The organism is Cyclobacterium sp. SYSU L10401, from assembly GCF_010993705.1.
Lineage (GTDB): Bacteria > Bacteroidota > Bacteroidia > Cytophagales > Cyclobacteriaceae > Cyclobacterium.
Genome location: NZ_WOFO01000003.1, coordinates 639,706 through 654,609, shown reverse-complemented (window position 1 = coordinate 654,609; position 14,904 = coordinate 639,706). Strand labels below are relative to the sequence as shown.

General features: G+C 41.5%; 10 protein-coding genes, 1 tRNA gene and 1 pseudogene. 7 read left to right on the top strand and 5 right to left on the bottom strand.

Translation table 11 applies throughout. The features are described from left to right. The first annotated feature begins 59 nt into the window (after positions 1 to 59). Both GL182_RS10530 and GL182_RS10525 read left to right on the top strand, forming a co-directional pair. The gene (locus GL182_RS10530; RefSeq protein WP_163379605.1) at positions 60 to 953 is read left to right on the top strand and encodes a diacylglycerol/lipid kinase family protein; all 894 of its coding nucleotides are present in this window, start codon (positions 60 to 62) and stop codon (positions 951 to 953) included. A gap of 117 nt (positions 954 to 1,070) precedes the next feature. Then, a tRNA-Ser gene (locus tag GL182_RS10525) sits at positions 1,071 to 1,162 on the top strand. A 98-nt stretch (positions 1,163 to 1,260) separates the two neighbouring features. Here GL182_RS10525 and GL182_RS10520 read toward each other — a convergent pair. After that, positions 1,261 to 1,959, bottom strand: a complete 699-nt coding sequence (locus tag GL182_RS10520) for a potassium channel family protein (protein WP_163379604.1) — start codon at positions 1,957 to 1,959, stop codon at positions 1,261 to 1,263. Positions 1,960 to 2,181: 222 nt separating this feature from the next. Next, positions 2,182 to 3,603 (bottom strand): annotated as a pseudogene (locus GL182_RS24255) (TrkH family potassium uptake protein). Between the two features lie 627 nt (positions 3,604 to 4,230). On the opposite strand from GL182_RS24255, the gene GL182_RS10510 reads away from it, so the two are divergent. Further along, a complete protein-coding gene (locus tag GL182_RS10510) occupies positions 4,231 to 4,464 on the top strand; it encodes a hypothetical protein (protein WP_163379603.1) in 234 nt (77 codons plus the stop codon). 61 nt (positions 4,465 to 4,525) lie between these two features. On the opposite strand, the gene GL182_RS10505 is transcribed toward GL182_RS10510, so the two are convergent. From GL182_RS10505 to GL182_RS10495, 3 genes are all read right to left on the bottom strand, one after another. Further along, the gene (locus GL182_RS10505) at positions 4,526 to 5,155 is read right to left on the bottom strand and encodes a YceI family protein (protein ID WP_163379602.1); all 630 of its coding nucleotides are present in this window, start codon (positions 5,153 to 5,155) and stop codon (positions 4,526 to 4,528) included. A gap of 113 nt (positions 5,156 to 5,268) precedes the next feature. Next, complete coding sequence (locus GL182_RS10500) at positions 5,269 to 5,469, bottom strand: arabinogalactan endo-1,4-beta-galactosidase (RefSeq protein ID WP_262889337.1); 201 nt, start codon at positions 5,467 to 5,469, stop codon at positions 5,269 to 5,271. A 22-nt stretch (positions 5,470 to 5,491) separates the two neighbouring features. Then, a complete protein-coding gene (locus tag GL182_RS10495) occupies positions 5,492 to 6,430 on the bottom strand; it encodes an alpha/beta hydrolase (protein ID WP_240469772.1) in 939 nt (312 codons plus the stop codon). Positions 6,431 to 6,983: 553 nt separating this feature from the next. On the opposite strand from GL182_RS10495, the gene GL182_RS10490 reads away from it, so the two are divergent. The 4 genes from GL182_RS10490 (at position 6,984) to GL182_RS10475 (ending at position 14,893) form a co-directional block, all read left to right on the top strand. Then, entirely contained in the window at positions 6,984 to 9,515 is a 2,532-nt protein-coding gene (locus GL182_RS10490; protein WP_163379601.1) for a hypothetical protein, read from the top strand. 538 nt (positions 9,516 to 10,053) lie between these two features. Continuing rightward, complete coding sequence (locus tag GL182_RS10485) at positions 10,054 to 13,128, top strand: sensor histidine kinase (RefSeq protein ID WP_163379600.1); 3,075 nt, start codon at positions 10,054 to 10,056, stop codon at positions 13,126 to 13,128. Positions 13,129 to 13,208: 80 nt separating this feature from the next. Continuing rightward, positions 13,209 to 13,853: a response regulator transcription factor gene (locus GL182_RS10480; protein ID WP_163379599.1), complete on the top strand. Its 645-nt coding sequence runs from the start codon at positions 13,209 to 13,211 to the stop codon at positions 13,851 to 13,853. Between the two features lie 347 nt (positions 13,854 to 14,200). After that, on the top strand, positions 14,201 to 14,893 hold the full coding sequence (locus GL182_RS10475; RefSeq protein ID WP_163379598.1) for a response regulator transcription factor: 693 nt from the start codon (positions 14,201 to 14,203) through the stop codon (positions 14,891 to 14,893). The last annotated feature ends 11 nt before the right edge of the window (positions 14,894 to 14,904 follow it).

Sequence of the window (14,904 nt, the reverse complement as noted above, 5' to 3'; positions counted from 1 at the left end):
TTCAAACGTTACATTTAAGGTACAAAAATCGGGCGATAAAATGGAATAATTGGAAAAAGATGCATATCAACCTTATCTATAATGAAACGGCAGGTGATGGAAGTCATTCCATTGCAAGTATTGTGAAAAGGCTTAAAGACCACGGGGCCAATGTTCTAGCATTCAATAAAAAATCAGTTGATCTAAGCAATTTCCTTATGATAAAATGTGATTTTTTGCTAATTGCTGGGGGGGACGGTACGGTACAGGAAGTATTAAAAAAAATAATACAGAACCCTGTACCTTTCGCGATTTTGCCATTGGGAAACGCCAATAATATGGCAGAAAGCCTAAACCTTGATGATTATTTGGGCAAAATAGTACGTAATTGGAAAAACAAGAAAACAACACCTCTTAGTATAGGATATTTGGAGCAAGAGGGGAAAACGCACTATTTTTTTGAATCGGTAGGGTGGGGGTTGTTTGCTGATACACTAGCCAGAATAAAAAAAGAAAAAAAACGGTGGAACAGAAGTCCGGATGACAAAGTGGCATTTGGACTGAAAAAATTAAAGGATTCCATTAATGACCTCAAATCATCCCACTACCAAATAGAAGTCGATGGAAGGGATTATTCCGGAGAATACGTATGGATAGAAGTGATGAATACGCCCTTTATGGGTCCAAATCTCCATTTAGCACCAAATGCGGACCCTGAAGACCAGTATTTGGATGTCATTTTAATAACGAAAGCCGAGAAAGAAAAAATTGAACGGTTTATCGAACATCAGAAACAAACGGATCATTATCGATTTGATTTGGCACTAAAAGCGAGGGAGGTATTGATCAACTTTGAAGGGTCGATGCATGTTGATGATGAATTATTGGAAGGGGAATTAAAGAATCGATCCCGCCAAAACTGGCTAAAGCTCTGTTTGTATCCAAAAAAGTTAAGCCTGGTACCTAGTTATTAATCCTAATGGTTCACAGAACCTTACCGGAAAGAACGCTTTTTAAACCAAAAATCACCAATTATTTGGTCCGTTGATTTTGTTTAAATGGAAAATATTCGATTATATTTGCATCAAAATAGAGAGTTGGGTGAGTGGCTTAAACCAGCAGTTTGCTAAACTGTCGTACGCCTAACAGCGTACCGGGGGTTCGAATCCCCCACTCTCTACCAGTTAAAACCCTTTCTTATTGTACATCAATAGGGGAGGGTTTTTATTTTTTTATGGGGGGCTAAATGGGGGATATTTGGCATGGGTTTTTCAGCAGACCCTAGCTATCGTTTCCTTTTTGTTTCAGGAAATCCTGGAGGTCATTGTTGGCACCGTATAATACCAAAATATCCGATGCTTCCAGGTTTTGATCTGGGGTAGCTATTCCTTGTATTCTCATTTCTGTCCGGCTTTTCCCCAATATGCTTTTCACTTCGGTTTTTTTCATAATGGTAAGGACGAGCAGGTTGTATTTGAGGCGGAAGCCTACTTCCCGTATGGTCTTACCGATACAATCTTTTGGAACCTTGGCTTCAATGATGCTGAAATCATCACTTATTTCGAAAGAGTCCACCACATTGTTTAGGCATAACTTTTTTGCCCAGCGTTCGGCAGTTTCTTCTTCGGGATGCACGATTTCGTCTACCCCAATGGCCACCAACACTTTCTCATGAAGGCTGTTGATGGCCCTGCTGATCAGGCGTTTTACCTGCAGGTTTTTAAAGAGGGCGGTGGTCATGATATTGGATCCCTGATCTTCTCCTATGGCTACAATAACCACATCAGTATCCTCTAACGGCAAGCCGCTCACCGTAAACTCATCCGTTGCGTCCATACGAATGGTATGGGATATTTTTTCCTTGTACAAATCCACCTTTTCCATCCGGGTGTCTATTCCGATGACTTCATTTCCTTGTGCGGTGAGTTTTTGGGCCAGCGAGGCACCGAAATTTCCCAATCCTACGATAAGATATTTCATGTGTTTATAATTGATTTTTAATGGCCACATAGCCTGTCCCGATCCTTAATCGGGAGAATCTCGCAATAATAATCATCCCTCTGTGTGACGATTGCGTCATGCTCGATTTCATCTGTTTATAATTTGATTTTTAATGGTCAGATGGAATCTTTGACGATTAAAATCATCGTTGCCCTGTGTGTTTAATGATGATTTTAATCGTGTCGATTTCATCTGTTCTTTTTAGTTAATGGTTAGTTTTTCTGTGGGATACCGGTAGTTTTTACTTTTTACTTTCCGGAATACCGCAATGATGATGGTCAGCATGCTTACCCTGCCCACAAACATGATGGCTGTAATTATTAATCTACTTTCATTGGCCAGGTCTGCAGTGATACCCAGGCTCAGGCCAACCGTACTGTAGGCGGAGAAGCATTCAAATCCGATATCCATCAGGTTTTTATCCTTTTCAAATAAGGATATGGCCATGATGCCCAGGCCTATGACTATCAGCGAAAGCGATATAACGGCAAAAGCCCGCCTGACAGAAATGGCAGCGATTTCCCTTCCGAAAACTTCCATCCGATCTTTGCCCTTGGCCAAACTCAGCATGTTTAATGTTGCGATGGCAAATGTACTGGTCTTGATCCCACCTCCTGTAGAGGCGGGGGATGCTCCAATCCACATCAGCAAAAATACCATCATGGTGGTGGGAAAAAGCATGGAGGCGGTATCGATTGAGTTAAATCCTGCGGTTCGTGGGGTAGTAGCTCCAAAAAGTGCGGTAACCAGCTTTCCGAAGCCCTGATGCTAGGATAGGGCATTGTTGTACTCCAATAAATAAAAACCAACAAAAGCGACAGCAGTGATAGAAAAAGTGGTAATCAAAGTGATACGACTGTTCAGGTTCAATATCCAGGGGCGGTACCCCCAGCGGTTTTTTCCAAAAGAAAACAACTTTCTTACCCGGTATTTAAGGTAATTTATTGTGTTTGCAACTATCGGAAAACCAAGTCCCCCCAAAACAAAGGTGCCGATTACCGTTAACTGGAGCATGTAGTTGAATTTGAAATCACTTTCGTAAAGGCTATTTGGCAAAGTAGAAAATCCGGCATTGCAGAAGGCAGAAATAGCGTGGAAAACAGAGAAAAAAATCCGCTCATACTGAGAGGGAAAATGATCTGCATTTAAACTACTGTAAATCAGTATTCCAGAAACCAATTCAATACTGAAGGTAATCAGGATAATGTATTTTAGGGTAGAGAAGACTTCGCCAATCGTTTTTGAACTGGTGATATCGGTAAGCGCAAGTTGGTTTTCGTAGGTAGAACCACCTTTAAAAAAATAGCCGAAATAGCTGGCGAAAGTCAGGATTCCCAAGCCCCCGATCTGGATAAGGAACATCAGGATGATTTGACCAAATTCCGTAAAATAGCTGCCCGTATCCACTACAATAAGGCCAGTCACACATACTGCACTGGTAGAAGTAAACAAGGCATCAATAAAGGAAATGCCCTCATGGGTGGCTTTAGGCAACATGAGGAGAAAGGTTCCCAATAAAATAATGAGTAGAAAACTCGCAACAAAAAGCTGTGCGGGATTTAGTACCGTTCTTTTATAATTTAACTTCACTTCGGAAAATTCCCGGATAAAGGTAAATAGCACAGCAATTCTAACCCAGATGGGGTTTTCCAGCAACAAGTCTGTCTCAAAGGGAACGCCTACAAATAAAAACAAGTAAAAAACCCATAACGTAAAACAAACCGACAAAAAATCAAAAACAAATACTTTTCTTTTGATCAGGGACTTGTTGTAAAGGTATCTAGTCAAGGTGGAAACGATACCGATTCCAAGGACTACAAAATAAAACCCATCAAGTAACTGTTGAGATCGATCACTTTGTGTATATCCAAAATCAGAAATAAAGGCTATGATTCCAAATATGCTGGTCTATAAGGCAAGCCGGTGTAGTATTTGTAAATTCATTCGCTAAAATTTTCTATGCCGTCCGGAATACTTACGACCGCAGGTTCATTTTTTGGCCCCTGGCCAGATCTATTCTCCTTGCACTGCGCCAAAAGTAAAGAAAAAATTTATTACCAATGGGAAAAAGTTCATAAGGCCGCTACGGCGGAATACACCTCAATTCCTTCCCGGATACCGGATGCGGAGGCCTCAAATAATGTCATAATTATTTGATTAGCTTCGATTTACTTCAGGACAGACCATCCTTTCCGGCCGGGTACTGGTGCAAATAATGCGCTTCTAATCTTTATAGTTTCCACCATTCAAATGTCCTTTTCCCTCCAAGTCAAGCAGGTTTCCCAGAAGGCTTTCCTGGTGGATGAAGGAAACGGACAGCCGGTAATGCCAATTATTTCTTCAAAAAAATACGTATTTGCAGGGAAAGGCTTTGGTGTAGGGGCACTGAAAAGGGTAATAGCCCGACTGCAATTTGTTGCCCTGACGGCAGGCCAACTATACGGGGAACTGCGCTGGAGTAAGAGGCTGATTATTTATCCTTAAAATAAAAAGCCCCTGTAGGAAAATTATTCCTGTAGGGGCTTTCTTTGGTTGGAATGAAGCATTACAATTTAGCCAGCAACACTTCTGCGTGTACAGCCACTTCGCTCCAGGTTTTACTTACACCATCTGATCCGGTATGTAAGGCCTCGCAAGCTTTATTAATAGATGCTACTGCTCCCAGGGCATCCCAGTTGGCCAGGTCCATGACCCCGTCAAAAACAAATTTGGTATCGTTTTCGGTGGTGTAGGTCAGTGGGATGGTCTCGGTTTGTCCGTTTAGCGTTACATCAATGGCACATTGCTTATCCGCCCCAACTTTAAATACCCCGGAAATCAGCTCGGTATTCTCCAGGGCACCGAAGAAAAATTCCAGGATTTTTGGGTCCCTGGTCCCAGTGGGATCGTTGGTAAACAAACTGCTGACCGGAATACTGAATTCCGTACCATCCATGGCTTCCAAAGCGGTGTCTCCGGATCCAAAATCAGAGATGTTGATATTGGTAAATTCCCCGCCAACAGGAACTTTATCGGTGGTTTTATAGGCCACAAAGCTGACTTTGGTCGAATCTCTGACCAACTCGAAGCTCTCTGCACTTGCCTGTGTTTCGGTTTCTTCTCCTTTTTTGGCATTATTGCAACTGAAAGTCGCAAACAGGAGCAAGGCCATTACAATCTGTGGTATCTTTTTCATGTAGTAAGCGTTTGATTTATTGAAGGTGGATTTCTTGATTATCAAAAAACAAATAAACGATTTTTTCTTATCATCTGAAAGCGGGTAGGGAAATGGGGGCAATTAGCCGTATCTTACACCCTTCGATTGAGTACGACCACCCCATATTTTTTGATATTTCCATTTATCACTTGCTCAAGTACCCTATGGACCATAATATTGATCTCCGGGTCAACATCTCTCACTGCTTCACTGGCGCGCTTAAGCAACTCATCAAAAGATCCTGATGCCTCTCCTTCCATTTTTCCTTCAGGCCATAAAATCCCGCTGTGGATTTCATAACCAATCTACACCATTTCAGGGAATGTTCTTTTTTTGTACTGTCCATTCCCGGGATTGAGCAAGGCCGCTGGGATCTCCTGAAAACAACGTCCCTGCATCCAGGTCTCCTTTTAACTGCCACTTGTACCAGGCTGTTGCTACCCTGGCAAACTCACCACCATGCGTACGGGCATAGGTGCCGCCATGACCCACATTCATATTACCTACGAACACAGGAACATGGTCGATCCGATTGAAATCATCCATTCCATTGTTATAGGCAATGTCCTTTTCACCACCCAGCAAGTACAGGGTAGGCGTGTGCAGCTTTTTGAGTTGTGCTTTGTCCAGGCTGGGCATACCGGGCATGCCATCACCTGGTTTCGGAAGTATGCCACTATTGCATACCACCACGGTAGTGACCCTTGGATCCGGCGCGACTTCCAAGGTCTGTAATCCACCACAAGACATGCCGCTCACTGCAATTTTTGTGGTATCCACTCTTTTATAGTAGGGACTATTCTCATCTTCACTACTGGCGATTGCCCAATCGATAGCGGCTATCATTTGAGGGGAAGTTGACTTGCCGGTCCCTTTCTCACCCTCCTTGGGCATAGGCCCAAGCGCTATAACCAGAAATCCATGGGATGCCACTTCACTTAAAAAATTTACGTGTTCCCAGGGGGAGTTGGCGCAAGCTCCATTTCCCCAGGCGATGATGGGCAATTTTTCATTTTCGCCAAATTCACTCAGATTCCGAGGTCTAAATACGGTGTGAGTGGGTAATGAAGGGGCTTGCTCCATGATGGCAGGATAGGACCCAGTGCCGCCATCTTCTACGAGCCTGACAGTGTTTTCTTGGGCCAAAGAGAGATTGTATAACCCAGGCAGCACTACAACCAACAGGATCAAAATTTTTCCTGCTTGCAAAAAATTAATCCAAGGATAATTCTCACAGCCTTTTATTAATGGCATGTTTTTCGGGTTTTATATGACGATAGAATATTTAATGGCCAATTTACCTAAACCTTTCAACTTTAATGGAATAAAAGATTAATCGAATGGATAATGGTTGCCTAAGAATTTATTTTTCAGGTCTGAAATGACAATCTTTTTTTGAACCATATAAGACACATGAGAACACATAGGATTATTTTTAATACGGAGTCTGTACTATACTGATTTTTAAACTAAGGGGAGAATCATTGCTTTGCTGCAGGTTCCATTTTTATGCCCTTCTGTGCCTTATATGGTCTTTTTTTAACCACATAAGGACACATAAGACTTTTTTAATAATATTTTTTGCTGCCTATTTTTTATACAATAGCCTCTAGTAAAGCGAGGGAAGGATGTTTTTCCATCTCAAACCCCTCTAATATGCCCTTAAGTGCTTTATGCGGTTCTTTTTCTTAACCTTACAAAAAGTTTGCGGACCTATTGGTATTTATTGAAAAAATAAAGTTTAAATTTATTGGTGACTTTTTACTTTCTTTCCGATGTATAGGTAACATCCTAATTTGGTACAATTATGAAATTATCATCTGCTCTTTTAATGCTGCTGGTACTGCTGCTGGTCTTTAACTCATGTAAGGAGACCGAGGAGCCTACCCAACCAATAAGTCAAAACCCCGGTGTAGAAGATCCCGTTCCGGATGAAGGCGGCGAGGATACTGATCTTCCCACCGTGGATGTAAACATCCTGATTCCTGAAGGGTTGGATCTATCAGGGGGAATTGTTTCCACCGGATTAATGGATTTTTCCATCGATCCAACCGGTAATTCAAAAGTTGTTTTGCCTCCGGGAGTTTCCAGAATTGCCTATGTATTCGATAAAGAGGAGAATTTGGTGATGATGGGGCTGATCAGTGCCAATCATAAAACCATCGATTTCATGTCCACTTCGGAGGCATTGGCCTATATGGGATTGGGAATGTGGTATTTCCCTGAACAAGTCCAGCAGGAATTTTTTCAAAGCATGGATAAAGTCGGAGAGATTGCCGAATTCAAAACTCAGATCAAGGGACTTGCCGGGTCTGACCCCTATTTTTTGGAAAAGGGACTTTTTCAGGATGCCTTGGAGGGCCTTACGCAGGCATTCGAAAAAGATGCCGATCTGATTGATATCAGAAGCCGGCAGATCAACGTAGACCGTACCGGAAAAGCGAGTGGAATACAGGTTTACGAAAACGATCCCCAGACCATTAAAATACAAAACTATTACAGAAGATTGGCCAAGGCTTTTATTTACAAGCATGCTTTCATAAATAAGGAAGACGAAGAAAACACCTTACAGATTGTAAAGGAAAATATCAGGGGAAACGACGTAGCTGACCAAGATGTAAGTGTTACCGGCACCGCAGCGTTTGGGGGTACCATGGGCACCATAGCAGACTGGGTTTCGGGAAAGGGGATGGATTATGCCATGGTGGAAACTGAACCTATACCTATAACGTTGGGTCCCGGCGAAAAGGAAACCCGATATAAAGTACGGTTGATCGGGCCAAGTTTCCGTGGTACGGCAAATTATACCCTGACAGCGACCGAAAAGGATGCCTTCCGGGATCTGATGCTCCGCCAATTTGCTTTTGACTTTGTACTTCCCATCATGGGAGAGGTATTTGGTGAGCTGACCAGTGAGTTTGATGCAGATTATTTCCGTGATGAAGTCATTATTGAAGCAGTAAAATACCTTTATGCCAAATACCCGAATCTCTGGGATATGCTCGTGAATGGCAATTGGAAAAGTGCTGGTACTGAAACCATGAAATACCTGGTGGTGGATCTGGGGGGAGGATATTTTCAGGAACAAATCGTAAAAAAGGTGGTGGATCGCTATGCCAATCAACCCACCCAGAATTGGATAGAGCTGGACCGGGATTATCTCAATGAAAAAAAGGTATCAAAATATTTGAAAGTACTAAAGGTCATTGATTTAACCTTAAAAGCCGTGGATATGGCAAAATTGGCAGGGGAGATAGGCGTCAGCAATACCCTGGAAGAATTTGTGGTCAAAGCCATTGAGCACGATATCAAGCTATCTCCCAATGAAACCTCCGTATTGACCTTTAAAGATACACCCTTTACCGTATCCAGCCAGTCGGGTTTTTCGGATGGCCAGGCATTGTTGTTCAAATGGCGGACCAGCGGGCAATACGGATTTCTAAAAGATGCTTTAGGGAATGAGGGGATAACATTTGAAAACGGACAGAAGACCGTTAATTATCGCTCCAATAAGTCCGCCGCGCAACTTCCTGACGATGCGGTGGACACGATTTATGTGGAAGCGTATCTCAAGCAAGGAGAGCGGCTGGACAAGGTAGGAAGCACAGAAGCAGTGGTAACGGTAAAGCCAGCCGAATTGGTTGTTAAACCGGATGGATTATCGTTGGTTGGCAGAAAAAAAGATCAGGTTCGCCTACATGTCGAATGGGCCAATGGGGATACCTTTCACCAACCTGAGGTCTTTGATTACAAATACGAATGGAGTACCACGGGTAAGCATGGGCTTTTTGATGGATTTCTTAGTGAAGCAAATACCCAAACCCCCCAAATTACCTATCAGGCACTGGATGAGGAAATCGAGGAAGGAATCGATCAAATAACGGTTCGGGTGTCACTTTCTCCAAAAGGAAAGAATGATTATTCCTACTATGCGACTGCTGAGGGGGATATTAAAGTGGTCAATGATGAGCATTATGAGATTTTACATTTGCCGCTTACCGTAGAAATAATTGAAAACCCTTGTTCTACTTATTGCTTTACAAATTGGCTTAATGCCACGTTCAAAAAGGAAGATAACCATGAATCGTATACCGTTAGATTTTACGGTTTCAAGAAACAGGCCATGCCCAGTGTAGAAGGAAAAACCTATACATGGAATGCTGACCAAGAAGTTCCAAGAGCGATTGATTTCAGTAGACATAAGACCAATCTTGATGATAAAATTGGGGTTTGGATTTTAAACAATGCAGGCGGCACAGGAGCCAATCCCCGCCTATACAATGCACTGCAAGCATTTGGCGGGATGGTAGAGGTCAAAATTAAATTAAAACCCGAGTAAATTTGGATAAAAATCAGTCCATTTTCTATCCTGAAGCCCTCTAATTTGCCCTTCAATGCCTCCTATATGGTTCTTTTTAAACCACATAAGACACATGAGAGCACATAGAATTATTTTTAATATGGAATCTGTACAATACTAATTTTTTAAACCAAGGGGAGAACCATTTCGTTGCTGCAGGTTCCATTTATATGCCCTTAAGTGCCTTATGTGGTTCTTTTTTTAACCACATGAGAACACATAAGACTTTTTTAATAATATTATTTGCTGCCTATTTTTTGTACAATAACCTCTATTAAATCAAGGGAAGGGTGATTTTTAATCTTACACCCCTCTAATATGCCCTTAAGTGCCTTATGTGGTTTTTTTTGATATATATAAAAATTTCTTCATATTGAATTATATCAATAAAAAACAATGTTTTTATCTAAATTAACCATATTTATTTCAAGAATATTTGGTTTTTGAACGGCTTTATCTTGGCTATTATTTCAAATATTTTATATTTGAAATACAGAAAGTTGTTTAAAATCCAAAGATGAAAACTTTTGTCATCATTTTTATATTGCTTTTTTGCAGTTTATGTCCGCTTAGGGCCCAACAAAGAGATTATACCTTTAAAAATATTACCATTTCGGAAGGCCTGTCTCAAAATAGTGTGGTAGACGTGGTAGAAGATACCACCGGCTTTATTTGGTTTGCTACTCAGGATGGCCTGAACCGTTTTGATGGAAATGAGTTTCTGGTTTTTAAAAAGTTCTTTGATGACATCACCACTCCTGACAATACCCAACTGGGGAAACTCGCCTCAAACGGGCATGAATTATGGTTAATCACAAAAGGAGGAAAACTTGAAGTCCTCAACCTATTTACCCATGAATTTCAAGAAATAGAACGGATTGGTAAAGAGAATATCGTCGTTCCTCCGGCAACTGATTTATTTTTTGATGTTCAAGGAAATTTATGGATTGGAACGCTTAATGAAGGCGCTTTATGCTACAATCCAAGGAAAGAGGAGGTCCGCATTTTTGGAGAGGAGCATCTCAATAGCGGCGAGGTCCGGACCTTTTTCCAGGATAGCAAAGAAAATCTCTGGATTCTGACCAAATCCGGATTAGTAGAGGTAAAACCATCCGGAACTGAATTGTACCTGGAAACTATTAATACCCATGTGATGACAGAAGACCGCGAAGGAAACCTCTGGGTAGGGACTTTTAATGAGGGACTATACAGGAAGGGGCAATCATCGCAGAATTTTGAGAAATTCACCGGTTCCAAAGGTGATCAGATTCCGTCTGATTTAATTGTAGAAGCCATTCATGTTGATCACCTGAACCAGCTTTGGGTAGGAAGCTATGGTAAAGGCCTCTATATTATTGATTTAAAAGATGCTACATTCATCAATTTGATGCCAGATATCCGAAATCCATTTTCAATTGGTTTTCAGGATATATTATCTATTTACGAGGATAAAAAAGGGGGAATCTGGATTGGAACAGATGGGGGAGGAGTAAGCTATTATGACAAGCAATTCAATAATTTTCGACGTATCACCAATCAGAATGTATCGAAAGATGTCTCAATTGACCAAATCAGATCCATAACCACAAGTGAGGACGGCAAGGTTTGGATCGGCACTTCAGGCCAGGGTTTAACGTTGTACGATCCCATTAGCAGGGATTTTGAAACGATTTATTTACCCCCGATTCATACCAACATTGGCAATCCAAATAGGGTTGTTTCCCTGCTGTCGGATAAGAAAGGAGATGTTTGGGTTGGAACTCAGGATAATGGCTTAATTATTCTTGACAGGTTTACTAAAAAAATCAAGAAAAGATTTTTTAAAGAAGCCTCTATCGCATCGGAACGAATACCGGATAATACCATTTGGTGCATTTTGGAAAATGGGCAGGGTCAATATTGGTTAGGTACCCGAGATGCGGGGTTGCTTTTGTTGGATAAAAATAAGGGTCTGATAAAAAGGTTTATCAAGACACCAGTACACCTGCAGCAACAGGACGAAAACAGTATCAGAAGCATAATCGCCATAAACGACAGTACACTTGCCGTTGGGTTTGAGAAAATCCATGGTGTACAGTTGGTAAATACCAACACAGGCACCTTTACTAACCTTGATATTTCTCCTTCCGATACCACCCGGCCGGTAGTTAAGAGTTTGTATATCAATAAAGGATGGCTTTGGATTGGTACTTCGGGCGAAGGCTTACTTGCGACGCACCTGGAAACAGGAAATACCCTACAGCTGAATGAAGAAAATGGTCTTCCCAACAATGTGATTTATGGAATCTTACCGCAAAGCGACAGTTGTATTTGGGCAAGCACCAATCGGGGCCTTTTTCGGTTTAACTTTCAAATTTCCCGCAATCAGTTGCAATCCGGACAAATTTCTGCCTATACGGTATCAGATGGCTTGCAAAGCCCTGAGTTTAATACCGGTGCTTTTCACCGTTCGGAAAGGGGAACCATGTATTTTGGAGGCATTAGTGGTTTAAACTATTTTGACCCTGATCACCTGGTCTTTTCTGACAATTCGAAGAAAACGGTGCTTACAGAAGTCATGGTGGGCAATATTCCTGTACAGGCAGATACCTTGATTACCTATAAGAATTCAATACAACTCAAGTACTATGATCATTCCCTTGGTTTTTCTTACACCGCTTTTGATTTTATTTCGCCCGATAAAAGCACATTTTATTACAAGCTTGAGGGATATGATGAGGATTGGGTAGCGGCCGGAAACCGAAAATACACTGCTTACACCAATTTGTTGCCAGGAGAATACCAGTTTTTGGTAAAGTCTGCTAAAGCGCCTGATGACAAAGCCCATCAAGCGGCTTTGACCATTACAATAGCGGCTCCCTTTTGGCTGGAATGGTGGTTTATTTTGGCTGTATTGCTCCTGGTAATACTGCTTCTTTACGGAACCTACAAATACCGGGTTAATCAAATCATACATATTCAACAGGTGAAAAATACGATCTCTGCTGATCTTCATGATGAAATCGGATCCAAACTTACGAATATTCACCTGCTATCCGTTATTTCAAAAAACAAACTTAAAGGAGCTGACCCAATGGACACATTGGAGAAAATAGACAGGGAAGCCAGACTTTCTGCAGAGGCACTGGATGAAATTGTCTGGAACATCAAGATTTCTGACGAAAGCCTTCTTGATATTGTTACACGCATGAGGCGCCATGCCAGTGAAGTCCTGGAGAACGACGGGATAAATTACGAAATCGTCGTGGGTTCAGGTTTTCGGAGAAAAAAAATGTCCATGCAGAAAAGAAGAGAGCTTTTTATGGTTTTCAAAGAGTTGCTTACCAATGTCCGAAAACATGCGAAAGCTTCCTATGTAACCATAACCATTGTGCCACAAAAACATGGGATATCTTTAAAAGTCGTGGATAATGGGGTCGGTTTTGATACCTCAGGGGAAAGTCTCAGAAATGGCATACGAAACATTCAGTTTCGTATGGAAAAATGGAAAGGATGGGTACAATTTCACTCCCGGAAGGAAAAGGGAACGACTGCTGAAGTCTGGGTACCTTTTGAAAGCAATTGGCTATACAGGATCCTTGATCGAAAGTGAGCCAGGTTTGAAGGCCTGCAAAATTCAATATCCCCCTTTTATGGGATTGATAGTTATATTTTAGTTACCTATTTTTAACCATGTCGACGCGTTTGGTATTATTTGAGGATGACGATGCACTTAGAACATCTCTTTGTACACTTTTAGAGAGTGGGCCTGAGTTTGAGGTAATTGGAAATTACAGGGATGTGCTTCAGGTAAAAGAAGTGATCAGGAAAGATAAACCGGATGTAGTCATACTGGATATTGATATGCCAAAACTGGATGGAATCTCCGCAATCCCCATTATTAAGGAACTTAATGCCGGCATTTCGATTTTGATGTATACCCAATTCGAAGACGATGATAAATTGTTTGATAGCCTTTGTGCAGGAGCAGATGGCTATGTGCTAAAAAAGACTTCTCCCCTGAAATTATTTGAAGCGATAGATGATGTACAAATGGGAGGTGTACCCATGTCGCCGACCATCGCACAAAAGGTCTTGCATTCCTTTAGAAAAAAACACCGTACCCAAAAAGAGGTGTATTCTCTGACCACCCGGGAAACAGAGGTGCTCAGTTTGCTGGTAAAGGGCTATACCGTCAAATACATCGCATCAACACTCCACATGGCGTATGAAACCTGCAGGTCGCACCTGCGAAATATTTACAAAAAGCTTCATGTTCAATGCGGAAAAGAAGCCATTGCCAAAGTTTTGCAGGAGAAAATCAGGTTAAACAAGTAAAATATCACCCCAAAAGGGGATTGTCAGGATATTTATTCTTATTTAATTTTAAGGTATATCGTTCAAATCGCAAACAGGTCATTCTACCATTTCCTGAAGATTTGATTTCCTACTTTTATTCAAACTGGTTTGACTGTTTTGGGTAGGACTAGCTATTATAACCAACTGCGGTTCCACACCTTTTTGTGGATGTACTCATATGCCCTTTGAAGAAAGCACCGGTGGTTTTTTGAAAACCCTACGATCATTTCGGTAACAATTCATTCAAAGAACGGATCTACCTTATATTGTTTCATGTAATGGGACAAATTAGGAAGTATTGTGTTAACCTAAACCCTTTTTCAAAGATGGAGATTTTGCCTTCTTTATTAAACCAGCAACAGCAGCAATTGAATCATTTCAAGCAAATGATCATTGACAAGGATAATTCTATGGAGGAAGTGGGAGAAATGAGCCGGGAAATCATGCAGTATTGCAATAAGGATTTCCGATGTCTTTTTTTAAACCGGCGGGGAAGGAACTGGCTGGGCCTGGATGCTGCAGGGATGGAAACACTTAAGAAGAAAAACCCGGAGGAACTGTATCATCCCGACACCGTCGACTTCGAATTCCCAAGGATCAAAATGTATTTTAGGAATGAATGCAGTTCAAAGGTATATTCCAATTACCAGCAGTTTTACCATCCCGGGGAAAAAAACTACGCCATCTGCCTGGTCATGACTAAAAAATTATTTGAAGGTTATCTTTCCTTTATCCTTCCTTTGGAGAAAAAGGTTTTTTTATCTACCAAGATCAAAAGGATCATTGCCGAGGAATTGTTCAAAAGGGATCATGAAGCCCAGTTCAGTACCCTCACTGAGCGGGAACTGGAAGTGTTCAGGCGACTTGCCATGGGGGAAAACAACCCCAAAATAGCCGAGTGTTTATTTATCAGCCGGAGGACTGTGGAGCAACACCGGAAAAAGATCAACCAAAAGCTGGACATTCATTCGCCCAATGAATTGCTGACTTATGCGTATGCTTTTGATGTGATTGGATGAATATCGGGCTT

Excerpts from the sequence above, each read along its gene's own strand:
- GL182_RS10530 (WP_163379605.1), top strand. The coding sequence starts at position 60 with ATGCATATCAACCTTATCTATAATGAAACGGCAGGTGATGGAAGTCAT.
- GL182_RS10520 (WP_163379604.1), bottom strand. The coding sequence starts at position 1,959 with ATGAAATATCTTATCGTAGGATTGGGAAATTTCGGTGCCTCGCTGGCC.
- GL182_RS10475 (WP_163379598.1), top strand. The coding sequence starts at position 14,201 with ATGGAGATTTTGCCTTCTTTATTAAACCAGCAACAGCAGCAATTGAAT.
- GL182_RS10480 (WP_163379599.1), top strand. The coding sequence starts at position 13,209 with ATGTCGACGCGTTTGGTATTATTTGAGGATGACGATGCACTTAGAACA.
- GL182_RS10485 (WP_163379600.1), top strand. The coding sequence starts at position 10,054 with ATGAAAACTTTTGTCATCATTTTTATATTGCTTTTTTGCAGTTTATGT.
- GL182_RS10490 (WP_163379601.1), top strand. The coding sequence starts at position 6,984 with ATGAAATTATCATCTGCTCTTTTAATGCTGCTGGTACTGCTGCTGGTC.
- GL182_RS10510 (WP_163379603.1), top strand. The coding sequence starts at position 4,231 with ATGTCCTTTTCCCTCCAAGTCAAGCAGGTTTCCCAGAAGGCTTTCCTG.
- GL182_RS10505 (WP_163379602.1), bottom strand. The coding sequence starts at position 5,155 with ATGAAAAAGATACCACAGATTGTAATGGCCTTGCTCCTGTTTGCGACT.
- GL182_RS10495 (WP_240469772.1), bottom strand. The coding sequence starts at position 6,430 with ATGCCATTAATAAAAGGCTGTGAGAATTATCCTTGGATTAATTTTTTG.